This is a genomic window from Streptomyces dioscori, from assembly GCF_003024195.1.
Classification (GTDB): Bacteria; Actinomycetota; Actinomycetes; order Streptomycetales; family Streptomycetaceae; genus Streptomyces; species Streptomyces dioscori.
On the sequence record NZ_KZ679044.1, the window covers coordinates 375610 to 399423 of the forward strand.

23 protein-coding genes and 1 tRNA gene are annotated in these 23814 nt (G+C 69.0%); 12 read left to right on the plus strand and 12 right to left on the minus strand.

What is annotated here, in order from left to right:
- Positions 1 to 562: 562 nt before the first annotated feature.
- Positions 563 to 1051, minus strand: coding sequence for a hypothetical protein (locus C6Y14_RS20235; protein WP_225891172.1), 489 nt, complete (start codon positions 1049 to 1051; stop codon positions 563 to 565).
- Between the two features lie 274 nt (positions 1052 to 1325).
- On the opposite strand from C6Y14_RS20235, the gene C6Y14_RS45710 reads away from it, so the two are divergent.
- The 3 genes from C6Y14_RS45710 (at position 1326) to C6Y14_RS20250 (ending at position 4598) form a co-directional block, all read left to right on the plus strand.
- Positions 1326 to 1535: a hypothetical protein gene (locus tag C6Y14_RS45710; RefSeq protein ID WP_318658063.1), complete on the plus strand. Its 210-nt coding sequence runs from the start codon at positions 1326 to 1328 to the stop codon at positions 1533 to 1535.
- Positions 1536 to 1855: 320 nt separating this feature from the next.
- On the plus strand, positions 1856 to 3370 hold the full coding sequence (locus C6Y14_RS20245; protein ID WP_107018239.1) for a helix-turn-helix domain-containing protein: 1515 nt from the start codon (positions 1856 to 1858) through the stop codon (positions 3368 to 3370).
- Between the two features lie 376 nt (positions 3371 to 3746).
- Positions 3747 to 4598 (plus strand): hypothetical protein, encoded by an 852-nt coding sequence (locus C6Y14_RS20250; protein WP_159074288.1) that lies wholly within the window; start codon positions 3747 to 3749, stop codon positions 4596 to 4598.
- 512 nt (positions 4599 to 5110) lie between these two features.
- Here C6Y14_RS20250 and C6Y14_RS20255 read toward each other — a convergent pair.
- The 3 genes from C6Y14_RS20255 to C6Y14_RS20265 all read right to left on the minus strand — a co-directional run bounded on the left by C6Y14_RS20255 (position 5111) and on the right by C6Y14_RS20265 (position 7091).
- Positions 5111 to 5184: transfer RNA gene (locus tag C6Y14_RS20255), tRNA-Pro, on the minus strand.
- A 50-nt stretch (positions 5185 to 5234) separates the two neighbouring features.
- Positions 5235 to 6041 carry a Pr6Pr family membrane protein gene (locus tag C6Y14_RS20260; RefSeq protein WP_107018137.1) on the minus strand — a complete coding sequence of 269 codons (807 nt, stop codon included), beginning with the start codon at positions 6039 to 6041 and terminating at the stop codon, positions 5235 to 5237.
- A 111-nt stretch (positions 6042 to 6152) separates the two neighbouring features.
- Positions 6153 to 7091 (minus strand): metallophosphoesterase, encoded by a 939-nt coding sequence (locus C6Y14_RS20265; RefSeq protein WP_107018138.1) that lies wholly within the window; start codon positions 7089 to 7091, stop codon positions 6153 to 6155.
- A gap of 119 nt (positions 7092 to 7210) precedes the next feature.
- Between C6Y14_RS20265 and C6Y14_RS20270 the strand changes: the two genes are divergently transcribed.
- Positions 7211 to 7675: a GatB/YqeY domain-containing protein gene (locus tag C6Y14_RS20270; protein ID WP_107018139.1), complete on the plus strand. Its 465-nt coding sequence runs from the start codon at positions 7211 to 7213 to the stop codon at positions 7673 to 7675.
- Between the two features lie 140 nt (positions 7676 to 7815).
- Here the strand turns inward: C6Y14_RS20270 and C6Y14_RS20275 are convergent, their stop codons facing one another.
- Positions 7816 to 10122 carry a transglycosylase domain-containing protein gene (locus C6Y14_RS20275; protein WP_107018140.1) on the minus strand — a complete coding sequence of 769 codons (2307 nt, stop codon included), beginning with the start codon at positions 10120 to 10122 and terminating at the stop codon, positions 7816 to 7818.
- A 408-nt stretch (positions 10123 to 10530) separates the two neighbouring features.
- Here C6Y14_RS20275 and wblA point away from each other — a divergent pair, with 408 nt between their 5' ends.
- A complete protein-coding gene (gene wblA, locus C6Y14_RS20285) occupies positions 10531 to 10869 on the plus strand; it encodes a transcriptional regulator WblA (RefSeq protein ID WP_055515737.1) in 339 nt (112 codons plus the stop codon).
- 279 nt (positions 10870 to 11148) lie between these two features.
- Here wblA and C6Y14_RS20290 read toward each other — a convergent pair whose 3' ends face one another.
- A complete protein-coding gene (locus tag C6Y14_RS20290) occupies positions 11149 to 12612 on the minus strand; it encodes an ArsA family ATPase (protein WP_199854786.1) in 1464 nt (487 codons plus the stop codon).
- Positions 12609 to 13586: an ArsA-related P-loop ATPase gene (locus C6Y14_RS20295; protein WP_107018141.1), complete on the minus strand. Its 978-nt coding sequence runs from the start codon at positions 13584 to 13586 to the stop codon at positions 12609 to 12611. The genes C6Y14_RS20290 and C6Y14_RS20295 overlap by 4 nt, the downstream gene beginning before the upstream one ends.
- Positions 13587 to 13783: 197 nt before the next feature.
- Between C6Y14_RS20295 and C6Y14_RS20300 the strand changes: the two genes are divergently transcribed.
- The 4 genes from C6Y14_RS20300 to C6Y14_RS20315 all read left to right on the plus strand — a co-directional run bounded on the left by C6Y14_RS20300 (position 13784) and on the right by C6Y14_RS20315 (position 16252).
- Positions 13784 to 13945: a DUF4177 domain-containing protein gene (locus C6Y14_RS20300; RefSeq protein WP_107018142.1), complete on the plus strand. Its 162-nt coding sequence runs from the start codon at positions 13784 to 13786 to the stop codon at positions 13943 to 13945.
- Entirely contained in the window at positions 13942 to 14409 is a 468-nt protein-coding gene (locus C6Y14_RS20305; RefSeq protein ID WP_107018143.1) for a RidA family protein, read from the plus strand. Before C6Y14_RS20300 ends, C6Y14_RS20305 begins: the two co-directional genes overlap by 4 nt.
- 89 nt (positions 14410 to 14498) lie before the next feature.
- On the plus strand, positions 14499 to 15416 hold the full coding sequence (locus C6Y14_RS20310; protein WP_107018144.1) for an NUDIX hydrolase: 918 nt from the start codon (positions 14499 to 14501) through the stop codon (positions 15414 to 15416).
- On the plus strand, positions 15413 to 16252 hold the full coding sequence (locus C6Y14_RS20315) for an MBL fold metallo-hydrolase (protein WP_107018145.1): 840 nt from the start codon (positions 15413 to 15415) through the stop codon (positions 16250 to 16252). Before C6Y14_RS20310 ends, C6Y14_RS20315 begins: the two co-directional genes overlap by 4 nt.
- 15 nt (positions 16253 to 16267) lie before the next feature.
- Here the strand turns inward: C6Y14_RS20315 and C6Y14_RS20320 are convergent, their stop codons facing one another.
- Together C6Y14_RS20320 and C6Y14_RS20325 are read right to left on the minus strand one after the other, a co-directional pair.
- Positions 16268 to 17131 carry a nucleotidyltransferase domain-containing protein gene (locus C6Y14_RS20320; RefSeq protein ID WP_107018146.1) on the minus strand — a complete coding sequence of 288 codons (864 nt, stop codon included), beginning with the start codon at positions 17129 to 17131 and terminating at the stop codon, positions 16268 to 16270.
- Between the two features lie 161 nt (positions 17132 to 17292).
- Positions 17293 to 17967: a Crp/Fnr family transcriptional regulator gene (locus tag C6Y14_RS20325; RefSeq protein WP_016642758.1), complete on the minus strand. Its 675-nt coding sequence runs from the start codon at positions 17965 to 17967 to the stop codon at positions 17293 to 17295.
- A 523-nt stretch (positions 17968 to 18490) separates the two neighbouring features.
- Here C6Y14_RS20325 and nth point away from each other — a divergent pair.
- From nth to C6Y14_RS20340, 3 genes are all read left to right on the plus strand, one after another.
- Positions 18491 to 19711 (plus strand): endonuclease III, encoded by a 1221-nt coding sequence (gene nth / locus C6Y14_RS20330; protein ID WP_450152392.1) that lies wholly within the window; start codon positions 18491 to 18493, stop codon positions 19709 to 19711.
- Positions 19712 to 19790: 79 nt separating this feature from the next.
- Positions 19791 to 20516: an NUDIX hydrolase gene (locus C6Y14_RS20335; protein WP_225891173.1), complete on the plus strand. Its 726-nt coding sequence runs from the start codon at positions 19791 to 19793 to the stop codon at positions 20514 to 20516.
- A gap of 120 nt (positions 20517 to 20636) precedes the next feature.
- Positions 20637 to 21836 carry a MarP family serine protease gene (locus tag C6Y14_RS20340; RefSeq protein ID WP_107018147.1) on the plus strand — a complete coding sequence of 400 codons (1200 nt, stop codon included), beginning with the start codon at positions 20637 to 20639 and terminating at the stop codon, positions 21834 to 21836.
- 92 nt (positions 21837 to 21928) lie between these two features.
- Here the strand turns inward: C6Y14_RS20340 and C6Y14_RS45080 are convergent, their stop codons facing one another.
- From C6Y14_RS45080 to C6Y14_RS20355, 3 genes are all read right to left on the minus strand, one after another.
- A complete protein-coding gene (locus C6Y14_RS45080) occupies positions 21929 to 22108 on the minus strand; it encodes a hypothetical protein (protein ID WP_107018148.1) in 180 nt (59 codons plus the stop codon).
- Positions 22109 to 22263: 155 nt separating this feature from the next.
- The gene (locus tag C6Y14_RS20350; RefSeq protein WP_107018149.1) at positions 22264 to 23229 is read right to left on the minus strand and encodes an alpha/beta fold hydrolase; all 966 of its coding nucleotides are present in this window, start codon (positions 23227 to 23229) and stop codon (positions 22264 to 22266) included.
- Entirely contained in the window at positions 23226 to 23714 is a 489-nt protein-coding gene (locus tag C6Y14_RS20355; RefSeq protein WP_107018150.1) for a phage holin family protein, read from the minus strand. The genes C6Y14_RS20350 and C6Y14_RS20355 overlap by 4 nt, the downstream gene beginning before the upstream one ends.
- Positions 23715 to 23814: the final 100 nt, after the last annotated feature.

The following is a 23814-nucleotide window of genomic DNA, read 5'->3' on the forward strand; positions in this document are numbered from 1 at the left end:
TGGACCTGGCTCGCTGTCTCGCTATTCGGGATGTCCGGCTACTGCATCGGTGCGGCTCTTCTTACAGACCGGCCGTCGACGGGAGACCGTGTCGGAGGAGTTCTCGTCGGCGTGGGCTCGGCCTTGAGCGGCGTCATGGCATCGGCCTTCGTTTTCGCGGCTCTGACCGAGGTCTGCGCTGCGGGCGCGGCCAATGCTGCCGACTCCGCGAGGAAACGATGGGTGCAGGGACAGCGAGGCGCAGCCCGTTTGAATCTTCGTTACGCGGTCTCAGCTGCCCGTGTCGCGAGCGTCAGCGCAGTCCTGGTTGGGCTCGTCACGGGGCTCTTCGGATTCCTGGCCATCGGGAAAAGGGCTGCAGACCGGGCCCACGATGCTCACGAACATGCCGAGTCCGAGATCGCCAGGACACGCTCCACGCTGGGGGAGAACCTTGACAGTTAATGATCTTGCTCTCATGGGAGCCGCAGAGGCGTAGCGTCCTGGGACAGAGTGCGACCCACCGAGTGCGCTTCCTCGAAGACTAGTGCTCGTATTGGGCCCAATTGATGGAGACTTCGCCTTATTCGCCCGTCGCGGGCGCTCGTCTGACGATGTCGGACAGAGGCCCGCGATAGGTGGTGCCGAGCTTGCTCACCACACCCAGGGTGGAGCCGGGCCCGTTCTTCATGCGACTCACGTAGTTCTCGGGCAGCAGTACCCGGTCGCCGACCTCAAGCGGTGTGCTCCCGCGCCAGCGGTAGGCGTATCCGCCGACATCCACAACCTGATGGCCGTCGATCTCGTACACGCGTTTCGCGTCGTCCAGTTGTTCCTCAAGCTCTTTGACGCGCTGTTCCAGTCGTTCGATCCGGGAGTTGGAAGAGCTCGCGCTGCTCTCGCTGCCGGATTTGTAGCCTTCACTCCATCCGCGTCGGTGAGCCTCGGCCACGGCTTTGTCCTGCTCCATGGAATGCGTGCCGCACGCCACGTCCGAGCCCGATATCCGGATCTTGCACGGGCTACCGGAGCGGGTTGGGCGCCCGCAGGTGCGGTTGTGCTGGTCGGTCATGTGAGATCCCCCTGGAAGCAGCTGACCGTGATCTTCTCTCAGGTTCCTGCCGGTGGGACGGCGGAAATCAGACATATGAGGCTGGCCTGCAGGAGTGGGTGAGCCCCACCTGCCTGGTGGCCTTGTGGAATGACGTCGAGTCCTTCAGAGCGGATGACACGGCGGAGCTGGCTCTGGCCGAGGCGTCGAGGGAAGTCCGGGGTAGCGCGTCGAGGTGCCCCGGACGATTCTCGGTTTCGTCCGGCCCAAGGGCCACTTGCGTCTGCGTAGAGCGGTGGCTGACGCGGGGGTCCTGGAGTTGGGCCAGCTCGACGAGACGGCACCACTTGTTGGCACAGATCCCACCGGCCTACGGGGTGATCCCATGGTCCACGAGGACCGCAACGGCTTTTGCACGGCGGGCTGGCTGGTTGCCGAGCGGATCGCACGGCAGGTCGCCCGGCTCCTGGCCGAGGAGATCCTGCCCGAGGTGGACCGCAAGTAGCAAGCACTGAACGAGGAGCGGGCTCGCCCGGCTTACTACTCGTACCAGCGTCGGGACGACCGCAAGCTGGAAGCGGAGGCAGCCGCCCTGCGCACGGTGCGGGAGTGGTGCGGTGAGGACAAGACGGAGCGCTACGACGAGTTGGTTGCCCTGCGCGCCGAGGTCAAAGTACTTCGACGCGCCCGCGGATCATGTGCCAGCGCCGTAACTGAGGGCGCGACGCCCCCGACGGATGCGCAACGCCGTCTGACGAACTGGCGAAAGGCCGCGATGGGGGGAGTCGTTTTCGGCTCCCCCCATCGCTCGTGATCAGGGGAAACATGGGGTTTCCGGAGAATCGCGGCACGTACTGGCGTGGCCGCTTCAAAATCTCGAAGGGCAAGTACGGCAGGGTACTCGACGAGAACGGCATTCGCTTCCGCACGAAGCGCGAAGCCAAGCAAGCCGCCGATGCCGAAGAAGCCAAGGTGCGGGGCCGCACGTGGAAGGATCCGGAAGCCGGTCAGATCGCCTTCGGCGAGTACGCCTCGGGGTGGTACGCAGGGCAGGATCGCGCCGCGTCCGCAATGCAGAACTACCGTCGGCACCTGGAAGAAAACCTAATTCCGGAGTTCGAGGACCACCCGCTTGCTTCGATCCAGCGCACGGACGTCGACGCGTGGAAGAAGAAGGAGAAGGCTCTCTACGCCATATCGAGCGTGATGACGTGGCGCGGCACCCTTCACCTGGTCCTCGAAGACGAGGTAGACGACGAACTCATCAGCGCCAACCCCGCTACCAAGCGGCGTGGCAGGGGAAAACGCGCGAGCCGGTCACGCGACCGCGGACCCGAAAAGGTCGTCACGGATCCGCTCGGAATCCTCCTGTGCCCTGAGCGCGCGTCTCTCTTCTCCGGGCGCGACGACGAATTCGTTGCTGTCGTCACCAAGGGCTGCACAGGCATGCGCTGGGGCGAAATCGTCGGGCTGGAGACCGAGTTCATCCGGCGAGCGGCAGTACGCGTGGAATGGCAACGCTATGAACTCGACTCGGGGGGGAGAGAGAGCGAACGTTGCCCTCCCGAGGACGACAGTTACCGCACCATCGACGCGCCACAGTGGCTCACGTGCCTCTGGACGGGTCACGTCGCGCGCACTCAGCCCAAGCCGTGTGCCTGCCACGCCAACACCTACATGTTCCGTGGGCAGGGCGTTTCTCGCACGGGCGAGATCGGCGCGAAGGTGGTCGATGTGGCGAGACGTGCCGGCGTCTCCACGGGCACCGTGTCCAACGTCCTCAACCGACCGGAGTTCGTTGCTGAAGCCACCAAGGCACGAGTACGGGAGGCCGTCAAAGCTCTCGGGTTCACCCGAGGCGGGGGTGCCGTAGACCGGGCTGCGCACTGGCGACGGAACGGGTTCGCTACTTGGCTCTTCACGCCAGCTACCTCCGGCTGGTACCCGAAGAAGGCCCCGCAAGATGCGCGGCCGGTCCCGCTGCTCGCCGACCCCTGGCCGGGCGTACCTGTTCGGGGGAGAGGATCTCAAGCACGAGCGGACGCCTGTTGGGTGCCGGTCGCGAAAGGGCTCACCCCCCACGGCCTGCGCCACACGCACAAGACGCGCATGGAGGGGTTCCGTACCCCGCCGAAGCTAATAGACGAGCGCATGGGCCACATCGACGGCTCGGTACAGGCGCGCTACTCGCACATCACCCGGGAGATGCGCGAACAGCTGAAGGTTCACCTCACTGTCGAGTGGGAGGCCTCACTGGACTCGCGGTTATCCATGTGCGGTTCGTCACCGGTGTCAGTGCTCGATGACCTCTTGCGGGATCGTCTCAGAGTTCGCCAGTAAACCCCCAGATGCCGGATGGCCCCGTAACTTAGGTGGCCATCCGGCGGTCTCGACATGGAGCCAGCCAGCCCGGGGCGCCGCGACCTTCAGATGATCGCGGTCGCAGGCGCCTGCTAGGTCCGATCCGTTCTCCCTGCGCACCCACTGCGACGCGCCCTCCTCGCTGCCGAGTCGACACGCTCTGGATCGTCGACGGTCGCATACTTCATCCGTCGAAGAGATCAAAAATGAAGATTCGATCGTCGTCGATCGAATTTCTGAAATGAGTGGCCAACATCTTGTCGATCTATATGCTGAGATTTGGTGGAGGTAATGAAAAGGCGAGCTGCACCCGTGATGTGGTTGCGTAGGCAGGAATTGGAGGGGGGAGCAGGGAATGGTCGACCAGAGGGGAAGCGGAGGAAACGGTGATGGATCTGGCGCGGGAGGAAACAACACGGCTAGGGCATGGTGGCGGAGTCCGGGATTCGTGGCGGCTGTCTCGGCTGTGGCAGTAGGTGCGCTGGGGGGATGGTTGCAGCAGGGAGGCGTGTCGCTTATTCAGGGGATCTTCAATGATGATGGACCCAAGCCTCCGGCCGTGACTGCTAAGGCATCACGGTGGTCGACGTGCAACACTTGGCTAATATCAGGAGATGTGCATCAGGTGGCTGATGTGCTGATCGATAAGATTTCCCAACTCGGAAGCAACCCGAATCCGAATGACATAGATCCCATCGCCGATGAAGTCCTGAAGTCAACCGGGTCCCAGGTCCCAACCGGCGATGAGGTCGAGGTGACGGTGACAGGGAAGGAGGAGCGGGTCATCGTTCTGACGGGTCTTGAGGTTTTCGTGCAAACGAAAAAGGAGCTGACTGGCCACACAATGGAATTCCCTATGGGCTGCGGTGCAGGGGTTCCTCCCCGTCTATTTGATGTGAATCTCGACGAGCGAAAACCGAACTTCACGCTCAGAAAGTCGACTGACCCGGAGGAGAAGTCGATCGATTTCCCTTACAAGGTGTCCTCTGGTGAGCCAGAAGTGTTGCTGCTTGTGAGTCAGTCGCACGAGTACGTGGAGTGGAAAGCGCGGCTCCTTTGGGTGGCGGATGGAAAGGAAGGGCATACGGATATCACTAACAAGGGGGAGTCATTCGTCACATTCCCAGGTGGAGCCTGGTCGGACTTGCCAGCGGACTACAAGTTCAGTCCGTTCGACTTGAAACTGACTACGGGACGTGACGAATGACAAAGTGACGTGTCATGGGCCAGTCTCAGCCTTGCTTGCCGCTGGCGTCCCTACCTTCGCGCCGGAGGTGTCGCTGCTGGTGTCCAGCTCGGAGCGGGGAGGAGGCAGACCGTGCCGTCGAGTTGGCCGTGCCCGCGCTGTGCGCCGGCCTTGATGGAAGCTAGGGTTCTGCCGCATTGAGAGCAGCTACTGGCAGCGAAGCTTCCTCCCAGAAACTGCTGTCGGCACGCCTGGCATCGAAGGCGCGCTCTCGCGCATCACACGGAAGATGCGGGCGGAGCCGCTAGCAGTGGCTCTCGCGCCCGAGGGGTGAGCCAGGGGTCCGATGCCCGGGCGTCCGCGTCCCCCGCCGCGCGACACACCTGAACGCCGTTCTGTAGGAGCAGCTGAAGACGCGTCAATAGGTGTCGACATCCGAGATTTTCCTCCCGAATTTCTCCCAGGAGGTCCTATAAACCGCTCAGGGGCCCGACCCGCTAAGCGGATCAGGCCCCTGACCTGGTACTTCACTGTCGGGGTGGCGGGATTTGAACCCACGACCTCTTCGTCCCGAACGAAGCGCGCTGCCAAGCTGCGCTACACCCCGATGTCGCTGGTGGCGGGCCACTTGCGTGGTGTGTGCCGTGGCGACGTCGTTTACTTTAGCCCACCGGTGGCCGGAGACGAAATCCGGTTTTCCGGGGCGCGGTGGCGGCGTGGGCCGGGCCTGATGTGGTCCAGGGCGACGAGGAGGACGGCCAGGGCGTAGCAGGCGAGGCCGAGGATCGTGACGTTGCCCAGGACCTCGACGAACCCGTGCTCGGACACGTCGAGGAAGGGGTAGCGGTAGCGGGCCGCCGTGCCCGGGGGGAGGAGCAGGCCCCGGGTGACGGTGTACGCCAGGTACGCGACCGGGAGGATCATCCAGGCGGCCGCGCTGTGCAGACGCAGCGCCCCCGGGCGGGTCAGCAGGAGCCAGTCCAGCGCGACCGCCACCGGGATCACCGTGTGCAGCAGCTGGTTCGTGGCCGCGTGCCAGCCGGTGAGCGCCGTGGCGTCGCCCGTCATGGAGAAGGCGGTCGCGTCGTCGGCCAGGATCAGGTGGTAGAGCAGGCCCGTCCCGACCGCGTACAGCAAGGTGCAGGCGGTGACGGACGGTCGCAGCGGGTGGCGGGCCTTCCATGCCCGCCAGGCCGAGACGGTGAACACCGCGGCCACCAGGACGCTGCTCAGGACCGTGGCGTAGCTCAGGACGCGCAGCGGGTCGCCCAGGAGCAGATCGAGCGCCACGCCCGCGGCCGCGGCCACCGCGACGAGGAGGCGGAAGGCGGCGACCAGGGGGCGGCGTACGCGCGGGACCACCGCGTACGCGGGCACGACGGGGACGGCGGAGGCGGCGGCGCTGGCGGCTATGCCGGGGATCCTGGGGATGTCCGGGATGTCCGCAGGTATGGGGGTGGTCATCCCCTCACGCTAGGAGGGGTGGACAAATGGGGCGAGGCGGATTGAACCGGATGGGTGGGGGGGGCGGGAGGGCCCCCTCCCGTCCCCCTGCGCGGAGCGGAGCCCGCCTCCCTACGCCGCCCCCCGCCCCGTAAGCGTCAACAACGTCGCCTCCGGTGGGCACGCGAAACGTACCGGGGTGTACCTGCTCGTCCCGCAGCCCGCCGACACGTGCAGGTAGGACGTCCGGTCCGACTCCGCCTCCGTGTAGGTGGACAGGCCCTTCACCCGGTCGGTGTCCAGGTCGCAGTTGGTGACCAGGGCGCCGTAGAAGGGGATGCACAGCTGCCCGCCGTGCGTGTGGCCCGCCAGGATCAGCGGGTAGCCGTCCGCGGTGAAGGCGTCCAGCGCGCGCAGGTACGGCGCGTGCACGATGCCCAGGGAGAGGTCGGCCGCCTCGGACGGGCCGCCGGCCACGCGCGCGTACCGGTCGCGCTTGACGTGCGGGTCGTCGAGCCCGGTCAGCTCGATCTCGAAGCCGTCGATCTTCAGCGAGCCCCGGACGTTCGTGAGGTTCAGCCAGCCCGCCGCGTCGAAGCCGTCGCGCAGCTCCTCCCACGGGTTGTGGACGACGTTGACGGCGGGCGCGTTGCCGTTCAGCCCGTGCCGGCCCTGTGTTTTCTCGAACAGGTAGCGGGCGGGGTTGCGGAGCGTGGGCCCGTAGTAGTCGTTCGAGCCGAAGACGTACGCGCCGGGGAACTCCATCAGGGGGCCGAGGGCGTCCATGACCTCCGGTACGCCCTCGGGGTCCGAGAGGTTGTCCCCGGTGTTGATGACGAAGTCGGGGCGCAGCCCGGCCAGCGAACGCAGCCAGCGCTGCTTCTTGCGCTGCCCGCTCACCATGTGGATGTCGGAGACCTGGAGCACGCGCAGCGGCCGCATCCCGGGAGGCAGCACCGGGACCGTCACCCGCCGCAGTCTGAACGAGCGGGCCTCGAACCCCGCCGAGTAGAGCAGACCGGCGGCACCAGCCGCCGCGATTCCCAGTGGTACTCCGTATCGCGCGCGCATACGCCCATCGTGTCAGACCCTGGACGCCCCGAACCCCACGGGCGGCCCACGGGCGGCCTGCGGGAGGCCCGGCCGAAATCCCCGGGCGGCCGTGACACCACACCTGCGACAATCACCCCATGACCACGCTCAAGTCGAAGCTGCAGGCAGACCTCAACGCCGCGATCAAGGGGCGCGACGAGCTCCGTTCCTCGACGCTCCGGCTGACCCTCGCCGCCGTCCAGAAGGAGGAGGTCGCGGGTACGCAGAAGCGCGAACTCTCCGACGACGAGGTGCAGAAGGTGATCGCCAAGGAGGCGAAGAAGCGCCGCGAGGCGGCCGACGCCTTCGCGCAGGGCGGCCGTGCCGAGTCGGCCGAGCGCGAGAAGGCGGAGGGCGAGGTGCTCGCCGAGTACCTGCCCAAGCAGCTCTCCGACGACGAGCTGCGGCAGATCGTCGCGCAGGCGGTCGAGGAGGCGAAGGCGGCCGGCGCGGAGGGCCCGCGCGCCATGGGCCAGGTCATGAAGATCGTGAACCCGAAGGTGGCCGGTCTCGCTGAGGGCGGTCGCGTCGCCGCGGAGGTCAAGAAGCGCCTCGCGGGCTGAGCCCCGAACACTCCGACTGGCCGCACCGTACGCCGATGGGGGCGCCCCCAAGAACAAGGGGCGCCCCCATCGGCGTACAAGCAGAACGGCAGACAGCCGGGTAGCCGGGCAGCGGCCGGCCGGGCGGAAGTCAGGCCGGGCTACGGCCAGTTGCCGCCGCCACCGTTCCCGTTCCCGCCGCCGTTGTCGTTCCCGCCGATCGTCCACTCGTCGGGGATGGAGAAGGTCGGCGTGGGGATCTGGGGCTGGCCACCGTCGGTGCCACCCCCGTTGTCATTTCCCCGGTTCTCCCCGTTGCCGTTCCCGTTGTCGTTGTTGTCGCCGTTCCCGTTGTCGTCCCGGTCCCGGTCCCGGTCCTTGTCCCGGTCCTTCTCGGGGTCGGGGATGTTGACGAGGTTGAAGCCCGGGGACTCCTTGCCGGACAGGGCGCCGGTCATGGCGTCCTTCCAGATCGGTCCCGGTACCGCGCCACCGAAGACCTTCTCGTGCCAGGTCCCGCCGATGGTGATGTTGACCATCTTGACCTTCTGGGTGGCGCTGCCGACCCAGACCGCGCCGGACAGGTTCGGCGTGTAGCCGACGAACCAGGCGTTCTTGCGGAAGTCCGTCGTACCGGTCTTGCCCGCGTTGGCGCGGTCGTTGAGACCGGCCTCCTGACCCGTACCGGAGTCGACCACACCGCTCAGCAGCGTGTTGACGGTGTCCGCGGTGGTCTCCGACATCGCGCGCGAGCACGACGACTTCGGAACCGGCAGGGACTTCTTCTCGCCGCCGAGCTTCTGGCTGATCGACGCGATCGCGACCGGCGTGCAGTACGTGCCCCGGTTGGCGAAGGCGGCGTACGCGCTCGCCATGGTCAGCGGCGAGATACCGGTGGAGCCGAGGGTCATCGACGAGGGCTGCTCGGGCAGCTTGGTGCCGTTGCCCTGCACCACGCCCAGCTTGTCCGTCATCTCCACCACCGGGCACATCCCGATGTCTTCGAGCATCTGCACGAAGTAGGTGTTGACCGACAGCGCCATGGCTTTCTTCAGCGCGTACGGGCCGACCTCCGACTCGTCCTCGTTCTCGACCTTCGCGCTCTCGCTGTTGCGCCAGGTCTTCCCGCCGCACGCCTGCACGCTGTCGGGGTACGGCATCTCGTACGGCGCCGGATAGGACTGCGTGACCGGCTTGCCGCCCTCCAGGGCCGCCGCGGCCAGGAACGGCTTGAACGTCGAACCGGTCGGGAAGCCGAAGTTCGAGCCGCCCATCTTCTGGTCGACCGAGTAGTTGATCACGGTCTCGTTCTTGTCGAGACCGTACGGCTTCGACTGGCCCATCGCCAGGATCTTGCCGGAGCCGGGCTCGACCAGCGTCGACGCCGCCGCCACCTTGTCCGACTTGTTGACGTGGTCCTTGAGCGAGGTCTGGACCGACTTCTGCGCCTGCGGGTCGAGCGTCGTGCGGATCGTCAGACCGCCCTGGTTCCAGACCTTGGCCCGGGCCTTCTGGGTCTTGCCGAAGACCGGGTCGGTCAGGAGCACCTTGCGCACGTAGTCGCAGAAGAAGCTGGAGTCCTTGACGGCCGTGATGCAGCCGTTGTTCGGCTTGCTGACCTTCAGACCGAGCGGCTTCTTCTTCGCGGCGCGGGCCTCCGCCTGCGAGATGTCGTGCACCTCGGCCATGCGCTGCAGCACCACGTTGCGCCGCTTCGTGGCCTCGGCCTCGTCGTTGACCGGGTCGTACCGGCTCGGTGACTGGACGATGCCGGCCAGCAGCGCGGCCTCCTGCACCTCCAGGTCCTTGGCGGACTTGGAGAAGTAGCGCTGGGCCGCCGCCTCCACGCCGTAGGCCTGCTGCCCGAAGAACGTGATGTTCAGGTAGTTCTCAAGGATCTTCTTCTTGCCCAGCTCCTCCTCGACCTGGATCGCGAACTTCAGCTCGCGGACCTTGCGGCCGAGGGTCTGCTGGGTGGCCTGCGCGACCTTCGTCGGGTCGTCGCCGGCCTCCTCCACGAAGACGTTCTTCACGTACTGCTGGGTGAGCGTCGAGGCGCCCTCCGAGACGTTGCCGCTCTGCGCGTTCTTGTTGAGGGCGCGCAGGACGCCCTTGAGGTCGACCGCGCCGTGTTCGTAGAACCGCGCGTCCTCGATCGCGACGATCGCCTTCTGCATGTACGGCGAGATGTCCTTGAGGTCGACCACCGTGCGGTCACGTGAGTAGACGGTGGCGATCTGACCGCCCTGGTTGTCCAGGATCGTGGTGCGCTGGCTCAGCGGCGGCCGCTTCAGGTTGGCCGGGATCTCGTCGAACCCCTCGACCGAACCCTTGGCCGCGAGGCCGAGCGCACCGAACGCCGGCACCGCGATCCCGGCCATGACGGCCCCCGCGAGCACACTGACACCGAGGAACTTGGCGGCCTGCTGCGTGGGAGACAGACCACCGCCCGAGCGCTTCTTTGGCATGAGGGCAGCCTACGTTCTCATTCGCCGGACACGCGTATAGGCATTGGCCTAAGCTGCTCTCAACTGTCACAGCAGTAGGGCCACGTATCAATACGTCCGGCGACCCCTGATCGGTTCGGTCGACACTCGACTTTTTTGTTGAGGGCGTGCCCGAATCCGCCTTATGTGTCACCTGGTGCCCGTTGTGACGCACCTCAACTGCCCCGCTTTGCCGGGATAGTCACGTATGTCGTCGGGTCACTCCGTTGGGTGATCTGTCGCGTACCCATAGTCCATTCGGGCCATTCAAGATTGGGCCCGAAGGGGCTGGTTGACTGTGCCCACCTTCCGTAACGTCCTGAACTGGTGGCGGTGAATATGCCGCTGCCGCCGTGGGGGAGCCTCGATTCGGGAGAGGACGGCGCCGGTATGGGCTGGGTAACCGACTGGAGTGCGCAGGCGGCCTGCCGCACTACCGATCCGGATGAACTGTTCGTTCAAGGAGCAGCGCAGAACCGGGCGAAGGCAGTGTGCACCGGATGCCCGGTGCGCACGGAGTGCCTGGCCGACGCGTTGGACAACCGCGTCGAGTTCGGCGTGTGGGGAGGGATGACGGAGCGGGAGCGCCGCGCACTGCTGCGCAGGCGACCGACCGTCACCTCTTGGCGCAGGCTGCTCGAAACCGCGCGTACCGAGTACGAGCGGGGGGCGGGAATCCTGCCTCTCGACGAGGAAGAGGTGTACGAGAACTACGCAGCGGTGGGCTGACCGGGCTCCGCGCACGCGGCGGACTCGCAGCGGTTCCGTATGCGCCAGAGGTGCGAGTGGCGTCCTCGGAGGTACGAGTGACGTCCACGTGACCCCCGTACGACGGCGTACGTGACATACGTGACCCGACATACGTGGTCTGACATACGTGACCTACGGCGACCTGCACGACGGCGGCGTAGGTCCCACCGGGCCGCCCCGTGACCCCGAGAGGCTCAGGAAGCGGGCCTCGGGCTCAGGGGCGCAGCAAGCGTTGCCCGGGGTGCGCGTTCCCCGGGCTCAAGAAGCTTCGGCCGACGACGCGTCGGCCGCGAGCCGGTCCCCGATGTGCCGCAGCCCCGCGAGGTCGTGCACATCGCCGGGCAGCGCGGCCACTTCGGCCACCGCCACCTCGGGGTGGAGCGCGGTGAAGCGATCGCGTGTGCGCTGCTCGCGGGAGAGCAGTTGCATACGTTCGGCGTGCAGCCTCAGCAGGCCTGCGGTGAGTTGTTCGACGGTGCGGCCTTCCGGGCTGCCTTTCGTGCTGCGGTCGTCGTCCGTTCCGGCTCCGTCGGCACTGGTCCGGTCCGCGGCGGGGGAGCCTGCGTCGGAGGAGGGAGCCTCGGGAACGGCGGTTTCGGTAGCGGGTGGTTCTGAACTGCCGTACGTGTCGGGAGAGTTACGAAGTCCAGCTTTCCCGCCCACCTGATCCACAATGCGGGCCTCGGCAAGATTTTCCGCGGCGGCGAGCGCGCGCTCGGCGGACAGCTGGGTGGCACCGCTGCCGTGGACCCGGTTCAGCACGAGACCGGCGAGCGGCATCTCCTCCGCGGCCAGCCGTTCCACGAAGTACGCGGCCTCGCGCAGCGCGTCCCGCTCCGGGGCCGCGACGACCAGGAACGCCGTACCGGGCGCCTGGAGCAGCTTGTACGTGGCGTCCGCGCGCGTACGGAAACCGCCGAAGGTGGTGTCCATCGCGGCCACGAACGTCTGGACGTCCTTGAGCAGCTGGCCGCCCAGCAGCTTGCCCAGAGTGCCGGTCATCATCGACATCCCGACGTTCAGGAACTTCATCCCGGCCCGGCCGCCCAGCTTCGCCGGCGCGGTCAGCAGCCGGATCAGCTTGCCGTCCAGGAACGAACCGAGCCGCTTCGGGGCGTCCAGGAAGTCCAGGGCCGAGCGCGAGGGCGGCGTGTCGACGACGATGAGGTCCCACTCCTCGCGCGCCCTCAGCTGCCCCAGCTTCTCCATCGCCATGTACTCCTGCGTGCCCGCGAAGCCGGCGGAGAGCGACTGGTAGAAGGGGTTGTTCAGGATCGTGGCGGCCCGCTCGCGGTCCGCGTGCGCCTCGACGATCTCGTCGAAGGTGCGCTTCATGTCGAGCATCATCGCGTGCAGCTCGCCGCTCGCGGAGTCGTCGATGCCCTTCACCCGGCGCGGGGTGTTGTCGAGTGCGTCGATACCCATCGACTGGGCGAGCCTGCGGGCCGGGTCGATGGTCAGGACGACCACCTTGCGGCCGCGCTCGGCGGCCCGCAGCCCCAGCGCCGCCGCCGTGGTCGTCTTGCCGACGCCACCCGAACCGCAGCAGACCACGATGCGGGTCCCGGGGTCGTCGATCAGCGCGTCGACCCCCAGGACGGCCGAGGACGCGGCCGCGGTGTCGATCGCACGGGCGGGGTCGGACGCCCGCCGGGCGGCGGCCTCGCCTTCGCGTGCACGTTCGCGGGAAGAATCGTTTGCGCGGGCCGGGTCCTGACTCATGAGATCCCTTGCTGACGCAGTTCCTTGGCGAGTTCGTACAGGCCCGCGAGGTCCATGCCCTCGGCGAGCAACGGGAGTTCGTGCAGCGGCAGCTCCAGGCCCTGGAGCACCGCGCGCTGCTCGCGCTCCAGCGCGTACCGCTCGGCGTACTCGTCCGCCTGGTTCAGCAGCGGCTCCACCAGGCGCTCCGCGACCCCGCCGCGGCGCGCGCCGCCGAGCCCGGCGGCCGACAGCGACTTGGCGACGGCCGTGCGCGGCGTCTCGCGCGCCAGCTCCAGGTCGGCCTCGTCCAGGATCGCGGGCCGCACCATGTTCACGATGGTCCGCCCCACCGGCAGCCGCGCGGCACGCAGCTCCGCGATGCCGTCGGCGGTCTCCTGGACGGGCATCTCCTCCAGGAGCGTCACCAGGTGCACGGCGGTCTCGGGCGACTTGAGCACGCGCATCACGGCCTGCGCCTGATTGTGTATCGGGCCGATCTTGGCGAGCCCGGCCACCTCGTCGTTCACGTTCAGGAAGCGGGTGATCCGCCCGGTCGGCGGCGCGTCCATCACCACGTAGTCGTACGCGAACCGCCCGCGCTTGTCCTTGCGGCGTACGGCCTCACAGGCCTTGCCCGTCAGGAGCACGTCCCGCAGGCCCGGCGCGATGGTGGTCGCGAAGTCGATGGCGCCCAGTTTCTTCAGGGCGCGGCCCGCGCCGCCGAGCTTGTAGAACATCTGGAGGTAGTCCAGAAGGGCCAGCTCGGGGTCGATGGCGAGTGCGTACACCTCCCCGCCACCGGGAGCGACGGCGATCTTCCGCTCCTCGTAGGGCAGCGCCTGCGTCTCGAAGAGCTGCGCGATGCCCTGTCTGCCCTCGACCTCGACCAGAAGGGCGCGCTTGCCCTCGGTCGCGAGGGCGAGCGCGAGTGCTGCGGCGACCGTGGTCTTTCCGGTACCGCCCTTGCCGCTGACGACCTGAAGCCTGCTCACGTCTTCGAGCCTAATTCCTCACTGGATGGTGCGGTGGCCTTGGGGCCCTGCTTCGCATACGGGTGCCCAGGGACCGCCCTGCCCAGTCATCGGCCCGCCCGACACCCCCGCATCGGCCCCGCACCGCCCCTGCACCGGCCCGGCGGCGGACGGAGGTCCAGGAAGGGCGGCCCGCGCCAGCGGATACAGTCGCCCCCATGACCAAGTGGGAATACGCAACCGTGCCTCTGCTCGTCCACGCCACGAAGCAGATTCTGGACACCTGGGGCGAGGACGGCTGGGAGCTCGTCCAGGTCGTGCCCGGGCCGAACAACCCCGAGCAGCTCGTCGCCTACCTGAAGCGGGAGCGGGCCGCGTGAGCGCTGTCGAGGCGAGACTGGCCGAACTGGGACTGACCCTGCCGGCCGTCGTACCGCCGCTGGCCGCGTACCAGCCCGCCGTGCGGTCGGGCGTGTACGTGTACACGGCCGGCCAGCTCCCGATGGTGGACGGCAAGCTTCCGCTCACCGGCAAGGTGGGCGCGGAGGTCACCCCGGAGGAGGCCAAGGAACTGGCCCGCACCTGCGCGCTGAACGCCCTCGCGGCGGTCAAGTCCGTCGCGGGCGACCTCGACCGCATCGCGCGCGTGGTGAAGGTCGTCGGCTTCGTCGCCTCGGCGGCCGACTTCACCGGCCAGCCCGCCGTCCTGAACGGCGCCAGCGAGCTGCTGGGCGAGGTCCTCGGCGACAAGGGCGTGCACGCGCGCAGCGCGGTCGGCGTGGCGGTGCTGCCGCTCGACGCGCCCGTCGAGGTCGAGATCCAGGTGGAGCTGACGGAGGCGTAAGCCTCTCCGGCTCTTCGGCTCTTTCGGCTCTCCGGAGGGAGCGATCGTTGTCTCTCGAACATCAGCTCACTCCGGGATAGCCTCCGCCCATGGCGAATGGGCAGTGGTACCCCCCGGAGTGGCCCGAGAGGATTCGCGCGCTCGCGGAGGGCACGCTCACACCGGTCGTCCCCAGGCGGGCGGCCACCGTCATGCTGCTCAAGGACACCGGCCCGGGCCCCGTCTCGCAGGAGACCGGTCCGGGTTCCGGGGACACCGGCCTTCGTCCCGCCGTGCACATGCTGCGCCGACGCGCCTCCATGGCCTTCGCCGGGGGCGCGTACGCGTATCCGGGCGGCGGGGTGGACCCCAGGGACGACGACCAGCACGTCCGCTGGGCGGGCCCCACGCGCGCGTGGTGGGCGTCCCGGCTCGGCGTCGACGAGGCCGCCGCCCAGGCGATCGTCTGCGCGGCGGTCCGTGAGACGTACGAGGAGGCGGGCGTCCTGCTCGCGGGCCCGGCCGCGGACACCGTGGTCGGCGACACCACCGGGGACGACTGGGAGACCGACCGGGCGGCGCTGGTCGCCCGTGACCTGTCCTTCGCCGAGTTCCTCGACCGCAGGGGGCTCGTGCTGCGCTCCGACCTCCTGGGCGCCTGGACGCGCTGGATCACCCCCGAGTTCGAGCCCCGCCGCTACGACACGTTCTTCTTCGTGGCCGTCCTCCCGGAGGGCCAGCGCACCCGGAACGCCTCCACGGAGGCCGACCGCACCGTCTGGATCCGCCCCTCGGAGGCGATGGACGGCTACGACAGGGGCGACCTCCTGATGATGCCGCCCACCATCGCGACCCTGCGCCAGCTCGGCGCGTACGGGACCGCCGCCGAGGCCCTCGCGGCGGCGCCCGGGCGGGACATGACACCCGTCCTGGCACAGGCGAAGCTGGTGGACGGCGAGCTGGTCCTCAGCTGGCCGGGCCACGACGAGTTCACCAAGCACATCCCGACGGGTGGAGCCTCCGCATGACCGACGCCGCAGCACTTCCCGGCCAGCCGCGCGGCGGGGTGCTCTCCGGCCCCGCCACCCCGCGCGCCGTCAACGTCCTCGCCCCGAACGCGTCCGCGATGACCCTGGACGGCACGAACACCTGGATCGTGGCCGAGCCGGACTCCGAACTGGCGGTGGTGATCGATCCGGGGCCCCTGGACGACGTACACCTGCGCGCTGTCGTGGACGCCGCCGAGAAGGCCGGCAGGCGGGTCGCCCTGACCCTGCTGACGCACGGGCATCCTGACCATGCCGAGGGCGCGGCGCGGTTCGCCGAGCTGACGGGCACGAAGGTACGGGCGCTCGATCCGGCGCTGCGGCTCGGCGACGAGGGCCTGGCCGCCGGGAACGTCATCACGACGGGCGGCCTGGAGCTGCGGGTCGTACCGACGCCCGGCCACACCGCCGACTCGCTCTGCTTCCACCTGCCCGCCGACCGGGCCGTACTGACCGGCGACACGATCCTGGGCCGGGGCACCACCGTCGTGGCCCACCCCGACGGGCGCCTGGGCGACTACCTGGACTCCCTGCGGCGGCTGAGGTCCCTGGCGGTCGACGACGGCGTGCACACGGTCCTGCCGGGCCACGGGCCGGTCCTGGAGGACGCCCAGGGCGTCGTCGAGTTCTACCTGGCCCACCGCGCCCACCGCCTCGCCCAGGTCGAGACGGCCGTCGAGGACGGCTACACGGACCCCTCCCAGGTCGTCGCGCACGTCTACGCGGACGTGGACCGGTCCCTGTGGCCGGCGGCGGAGCTGTCGGTACGGGCGCAGTTGGACTACCTCAAGGAGCACGGGCTCATCGGCCTTGAGTGACGCCCCGCGAGGCTCTCATGGACACGGGGTCTTGACGCCGTGCACGCGCGCGTACTCCTCGGCGAGCCACGGCCCGAGGTCGTCGACGTACGACCGCAGGACGACGCGGTCGCCGACCGGTTCGCGGCTGAGCACGGCGGCCTGCCGCAGCTGGGCGGCCCGCCGCGGGTGGTCCCGCTCCGGGTAGTACGCGGCGAACACCTCGGCCATCTCCGTCAGATCGCTCGTCCAGCCGTTGCAGCGGGGCATGACGAGCGTGAAACCCGTCCGGACGAGGTGGCGGGACATGTAACGCACCAGAGGCCGCAGGGCCGCCTCCTGCGAGCCGTCCGCCCCATCGGCCCCAGCGGCCCACGCGTCCCCGGTGACCGCGGCGATCCGCTCGCGCCAGCGGGGGAGGAGCAGCGCGAGTTCGCCGTTCGTCTCGCGGGCGAGGAGGGTGTCGGGCCGGTAGCGCGGCAGCTCCTCGGCGAGGTCCTCGCCCAGCAGCGGCGTACAGAGGCACGCGACAAACCACCCGAGGTCGTGCCGCTCCAGGTCGCTCAGCACCTGCGCCCGTCCGGTCAGCAGCGTCCCGGCCCCGTCGATCTGGGTGAACTCCTTGTCGAGGGCCTCGTCGAGCGTGCGTGCGTCCGCCCGGTCCGCCTCCGTGGGCTCCTCGCGCAGAACGAGCAGCAGGTCGAGATCGGAACGGCCCACGCGCGCGGACCCGCGCGGGACCGATCCGTAGAGGTACGCGCTGTGCAGCCGCCCTCCGAAGACGTCGAGCACCCGGTCGCGGGCCGCGGCGACGACAGGCCGGAACGCCGTCGGTACCCGCCCGAGGGAGCCTTCGCGCCTGATGTAGCCCAGGGCATCGAGCCCCTTGTCCGCCGCCATGGCACCACTGTGCCCGGAGGCGGCGGCGGGGGCATGTCATTTCCAGCACGACGCCGAAGGGCCCCGCCGTTCGGCGGGGCCCTTCAGTAAGAAGTCGAGCGGTACGGCCAGCAAGAAGCCGAGCCGAGCTGTACGGCTCGCGCAAGCACTGGGCCGAGCGCTCAGCGCGAACGCTTGGCGAGGCGCTCCACGTCCAGCAGGATCACCGCGCGGGCCTCCAGGCGGAGCCAGCCGCGGCCCGCGAAGTCGGCGAGCGCCTTGTTGACCGTCTCGCGGGAGGCGCCGACCAGCTGGGCCAGTTCCTCCTGGGTCAGGTCGTGCACGACGTGGATGCCCTCCTCGGACTGCACGCCGAAGCGGCGCGACAGGTCCAGGAGCGCGCGGGCCACCCGGCCCGGCACGTCGGAGAAGACCAGGTCGGACATCTGGTCGTTGGTCTTGCGCAGCCGCCGGGCGACCGCGCGCAGCAGGGCGGCGGCCACCTCGGGCCGTGCGTTCAGCCAGGGCTGGAGGTCGCCGTGGCCGAGGCCCAGCAGCTTCACCTCGGTCAGCGCTGAGGCGGTCGCCGTCCGCGGGCCCGGGTCGAACAGCGACAGCTCACCGATGAGCTCGCCGGGTCCGAGGACCGCCAGCATGTTCTCGCGGCCGTCGGGTGAGGTGCGGTGCAGCTTCACCTTGCCCTCGGTGACCACGTACAGGCGGTCTCCGGGGTCGCCCTCGTGAAAGAGCGCGTCACCGCGTGCGAGGGTCACCTCACTCATGGAGGCGCGGAGCTCCGCGGCCTGCTCGTCATCGAGCGCCGCGAAGAGCGGGGCGCGCCGCAGAACGTCGTCCACGAGTTCTCTCCTTGTCGACCTGCTCAGGGGATCTTGGTCCCGGTGTACCAGGGGTCCGTGTTCCCCGTTTTGCTGGACGGTCCAAACAGTGTGATCAGTCACAAGTCTGCCGCACCGGCGTGTCCGACAGTGCGGCAGGGGGCCAATTGGGGGCTGATGGATGGTGGCCGGGGCAGATGTCGGTGGTGGGCTCTAGGCTGGCCGGGTGTCCAAATCGCCGGTGAGAGCACAGGCCAAGGGGGCTGGGCGCGTGGGTGTACGTCGTGATTCCGCTGTGGGCGAACAGGGCTCCGGTGGAGCGAAGAAAACGACAAAAGCGGCAGGGTCGCGACCGGCGACGACCGCGGCGGGGGCCGCCGGGAAGGCCGCGGGGGTCGCTGCCTCGGAGATGGCCGCGGCCGCGAAGAAGGCCGCGGTCGCCAAGAAGGCCGCCGCGGCGAAGAGGACCGCCAAGGAGACCGCGAGGAAGAGCGCGCCGGCGAAGTCACCTGTCAAGAAGGTTTCCGCCAAGAAAGCCGCCCGCGTGAGGAAAACCGTGTCAGCCGAGAAGTCCGTACCTGCCAAGAAGACCGCGGTCGCCAAGAAGGCCGCGCCGGTCGAGAAAACCGTGGCCGCCAAGAAGGCCACGCCTGCCAAGAAGTCCGCGTCGGGCAAGAAAACCACGGCCGTCAAGAAGGCCACGCCGGTCAGGAAAGCCGCGGCCGTCAAGAAGTCCGTACCGGTCAAGAAGAGCGCCGTCGCCAAGAAGGCCACGCCTGTCAAGAAGACCCTGGCCGTCAAGAAGACCCTGGCCGTCAAGAAGTCCGCGGCCGTCAAGAAGTCCGCGGCCGTCAAGAAGTCCGCGGTCGTCAAGAAAGCCGTGGCCCCCGAGCGGGTCGCCCCTGCCAGGCCTCCCCGGAACGAGTCGCACACGGCTCTCGTCCGGCGGGCCCGGCGTATCGACCGCGAGCTCGCCGAGGTGTACCCGTACGCCCACCCGGAGCTGGACTTCGAGAACCCCTTCCAGCTGGTCGTCGCCACCGTCCTGTCGGCGCAGACGACCGACCTGCGGGTGAACCAGACGACACCGGCGCTCTTCGCGAAGTACCCGACGCCCGAGGACCTGGCCGCGGCGAACCCGGAGGAGGTCGAGGAGATCCTGCGGCCCACCGGGTTCTTCCGGGCCAAGACCAAGTCGGTGATGGGCCTCTCCAAAGCCCTGCGGGACGACTTCGGCGGCGAGGTGCCCGGCCGTCTCGAAGACCTGGTCAAACTGCCCGGCGTCGGCCGCAAGACCGCCTTCGTCGTCCTCGGGAACGCCTTCGGCCGGCCCGGCATCACCGTCGACACCCACTTCCAGCGCCTCGTACGACGCTGGGAGTGGACCGCCGAGAAGGAGCCCGACAAGATCGAGCGGGCGATCGGCGAGCTCTTCCCGAAGACCGACTGGACGATGCTGTCGCACCACGTGATCTTCCACGGCCGCCGGATCTGTCACGCCCGCAAACCCGCCTGCGGCGCCTGCCCCATCGCCCCGCTCTGCCCGGCGTACGGGGAGGGTGAGACGGACCCGGAGAAGGCGAAGAAGCTCCTCAAGTACGAGAAGGGCGGCTTCCCCGGCCAGCGCCTCAACCCCCCGCAGTCCTACCTGGACGCGGGCGGCATCCCGGCGCCGCCGCTCGGCGCGACCACCGCCGCACCCGCCTCACCCTCGACCGGTACCGCCGGGCCCGCGACCGATTCACCCTCGCGGGGCACCGGATGACGGAACGATCTGCGGCCTCGCGGGCGTTGAGAGCAGCAGAACGCTCGCGGGCGTTGAGAGCGGCAGAACGGGGGTGGCGATGACGCGCGCGGGCCACACGCACGACGTACAGGACGGCACGTACGGCACGCGGTACGACGCTCCGGCCGTGACCACGGCCGGGCTGCCCGGCTGGCTGGACCCGGTGGTGCGCGCCGTCGAGACGGTCCAGCCCCGCCAGTTGAGCCGTTTCCTGCCGCCGGAGGACGGCGCGGGACGCCAGTCGGCCGTCCTGATCCTGTTCGGTGAGGGCGAGCGCGGCCCCGAACTGCTGCTCATGGAGCGCGCCACCTCGCTCAGATCGCACGCGGGACAGCCGTCCTTCCCCGGGGGCTCCCTCGACCCCGAGGACGGGGACCCGCAGGCCGACGGGCCGCTGCGGGCCGCCCTGCGCGAGGCCGAGGAGGAGACCGGGCTCGACCCCCGGGGCGTCCAGCTCTTCGGCGTGCTCCCGAAGCTCTACATCCCGGTGAGCGGCTTCGTCGTGACCCCCGTCCTCGGCTGGTGGCGCGAGCCGACACCGGTCGACGCGGTCGACCTGAACGAGACCGCGAGGGTCTTCACGGTGCCCGTGGCGGATCTCACGGATCCGGCCAACCGCGCGACGGCGGTCCACCCCAGTGGCCACCGAGGTCCGGCATTCCTGGTCGAATCGGCCCTGGTGTGGGGCTTCACAGCCGGAATCATCGACCGCCTGCTGCACTACGCCGACTGGGAGCGCCCCTGGGACCACGACAAGCAGGTCCCGCTCGACTGGCGCGCATGACAGGGTGGCCTCTGTGCTGTGTCTTCCCGGGAGGCTCCGTGTCCCCCTGCCGCTGCGCGGCGGGCCGGCCCCCCGGCCAGGACGTGGCTACCGCAAAGTGATGAGGCGAGGCTTGAAGCAGTGAACGTGCTGGACATCCTGTTGCTGGTCGCCGCCGTGTGGTTCGCGATCGTCGGCTATCGCCAGGGGTTCGTCGTCGGCATCCTGTCGGTGATCGGTTTCCTGGGCGGTGGCCTCGTCGCCGTCTACCTCCTGCCCGTCGTCTGGGGCGCGGTGACGGACGACGCGAAGGTCGGTACGACCGCCGCCGTCGTCGCCGTGGTCGTGGTGATCGTCTGCGCCTCCGTCGGCCAGGCCCTCACCACCCACCTGGGCAACAAGCTGCGCCGGTACATCACCTGGTCGCCGGCCCGCGCCCTGGACGCCACGGGCGGCTCCCTCGTCAACGTAGTGGCGATGCTCCTCGTGGCCTGGCTGATCGGCTCGGCCCTCGCCGGTACGACGCTGCCGACGCTCGGCAAGGAGGTCCGCGGCTCCAAGGTGCTCCTCGGAGTGGCGCGGGCCCTGCCCGCCCAGGCCGACACCTGGTTCGACGGCTTCTCCTCGGTCCTCGCACGGAACGGCTTCCCGCAGGTCTTCAGCCCCTTCTCGGACGAGCAGATCGCCCCGGTGCCGGATCCCGACCCGGCCCTCGCGACGAGCCCGGTCGCCACCCGCGCCCAGCGCTCCATCGTCAAGGTCACCGGCACCGCCCAGAGCTGCGGCAAGGTCCTCGAAGGCACCGGCTTCGTCTTCGGACAGCGCCGCGTGATGACCAACGCGCACGTGGTGGGCGGGGTGGACGAGCCCTACGTCCAGATAGGCGGCGAGGGCAGGCGGCTCGCCGCGAAGGTCGTGCTCTACGACTGGGAGCGCGACATCGCCGTACTCGACGTGCCCGAACTGCAGGCACCCGTCCTGCAGTTCTCCTCCCGGCCGGCGGTCCGGTCGGACGGCGCGATCGTCGCGGGCTTCCCGGAGAACGGCTCGTACACGATCAACGCGGCGCGGGTGCGCGGCTCCATCACGGCCAACGGCCCCGACATCTACCACCGGGGCACGGTGAAGCGCGAGGTGTACTCGCTCTTCGCGACCGTCCGCCAGGGCAACTCCGGCGGCCCGCTGCTCACCCCGGACGGCAAGGTGTACGGCGTGGTGTTCGCGAAGTCCCTCGACGACCCCGAGACGGGTTACGCGCTGACCGTGGACGAGATCCAGGAGGACATCACCAAGGGCCGCACCGCCAACCAGCAGGTGGACAGCGACAGCTGCGCGCTCTGAAACCCGTCACCCGGGTCGTGCGAGTCACCGGTCGGCAAGGGCCACGCGGGTGAAGATCCGAGTGAAGGCCCGAGTGAAAGTCCCCGGGCGGTTCAGCCGCGGGGATGACGCAAACGCGCCGAGACCCACCGGGCCCGGCGCCTGAGAATGTGCGGGATTCCCAGCCGGGGGTCCGTGCCCTGCAACTGCGGGGCGCCCCTCCGGTGGGAACTCAGCCCGCCGATCGAGCGGCGGTTGCGTGCTGCGTCACTGTAGTCGTGCGTCCAGCCCATACACCGACGTCTGCCCCAGCCCCAAGGTCGATAACCGCCCCCACGCCCCCCAATTGGCCTATGCGCGAGGCAATTGGCGTTCGTAGAACAGACGTTCCTGGGACCCGAGTGACGCACGGGGCGACAACCCCCACGACCGGCCCTCCGAGGCGGTCTCAGCGGTCCGGCTCGGGGTCCTTCAGCCAGTTCACCAATTCGGTGGAGAACGCCACGGGGTCCTCCTCGTGCGGGAAGTGCCCGAGCCCGTCGAACAGCCGCCAGCGGTACGGAGCTTCGACGTACTCCCCGGACCCCGCCGCACTGCGCGTGCGCATCACCGGATCGAGCGATCCGTGCAGATGCAGCGTAGGCACCCGCACCGGCCGCTTCATGCGCCGGTTGAACTGGATGCCGTCCGGACGGGCCATCGAGCGGACCATCCACCGGTAGGGCTCGACCGAGCAGTGCGCGGTCGAGGGGATCAGCATCGCCCGCCGGTAGGCCTCCACGACGTCGTCCTCCGGCAGCCGCGGCCCCGACCAGTCCCGGATGAGCCGGCCGACCAGGGCGCCCTCGTCGGCGATCAGTTGGCGCTCCGGGATCCAGGGCCGCTGAAAGCCCCAGACGTACGAACCGGCCGCGGTCTGCTTCATGTCCGAGAGCATCGCCGAGCGCCAGCGCCGGGGATGCGGCATGGAGGACACCACGAGCCTGCGCACCAGCTTGGGACGCATCACGGCCGCCGTCCACGCCAGATAGCCGCCCAGGTCATGGCCGACCAGCGCGGCGTCGGGCTCACCGAGGGACCGTACGACCCCGGTGATGTCGAGCGCGAGGTTCGCGGGGTCGTAGCCGCGCGGGGTGCGGTCGCTGCCGCCGACGCCCCGCAGGTCCATGGCGACCGCGCGGAAACCCGCGTCGGCAAGCGCGACCAGCTGGTGCCGCCAGGCCCACCAGAACTGCGGGAAGCCGTGCAGCAGCAGGACCAGCGGCCCGTCACCCATCTCGGCGATGTGGAAGCGCGCCCCGTTCGCGGCGACATCCCGGTGGATCACCTCTTTGGCGCCGGGCACGTCGAGCCGGACCACAGAGGTGGGTTGCGCCGAGGATGGTTGCCCCGCAGGGAGGGAGGAGCCCGTCATGAGGACGAGCGTGTCACAGCCTCGACCCCGTCACCGACCCGGTACACCGTGGTCATCTCACGGGGGTGCGGCTTCACGTTCTGCAGTACGGCCGCCGATTCCTTGACCGAGGCCGCCGTCTTCTGCGGGCCCTTGCCCTTCTTGGCCTTCTTCGCGAAGACCACACCGATCAGCGCGAGGACCGCGGCCACCAGCACGTTCGCGGCGAACGACAGCAGGAAGCAGACGGCCATGTTCCAGCCGCTCCAGGTGCGGATGCCGTACGCCAGGGCGAAGCTCAGCATCGGCAGGGAGAAGATCAGTACCGCGCCGGCCGCGCTGAACGCGCCACCGCCGACCGCCCCGCGCTTGACGTCCCGCTTGAGCTGCGCCTTCGCCAGTGCGATCTCGTCGTGCACCAGCGCGGACATCTCGGTCGTCGCCGAGGCGACCAGCTGGCCGATGCTGCGTTCGGCGCCGACCGGGCTGCCGTCGGGTGCGCTCATCGCGTTCTCCCTGTTGTCTTGGTTGTCTTGTTTGTCGTGGCGCCGTTGTCCTGGCGGTCCGGATGTGCCGGCCGGTGGTATCGGACCGTCAGGTCCTGGC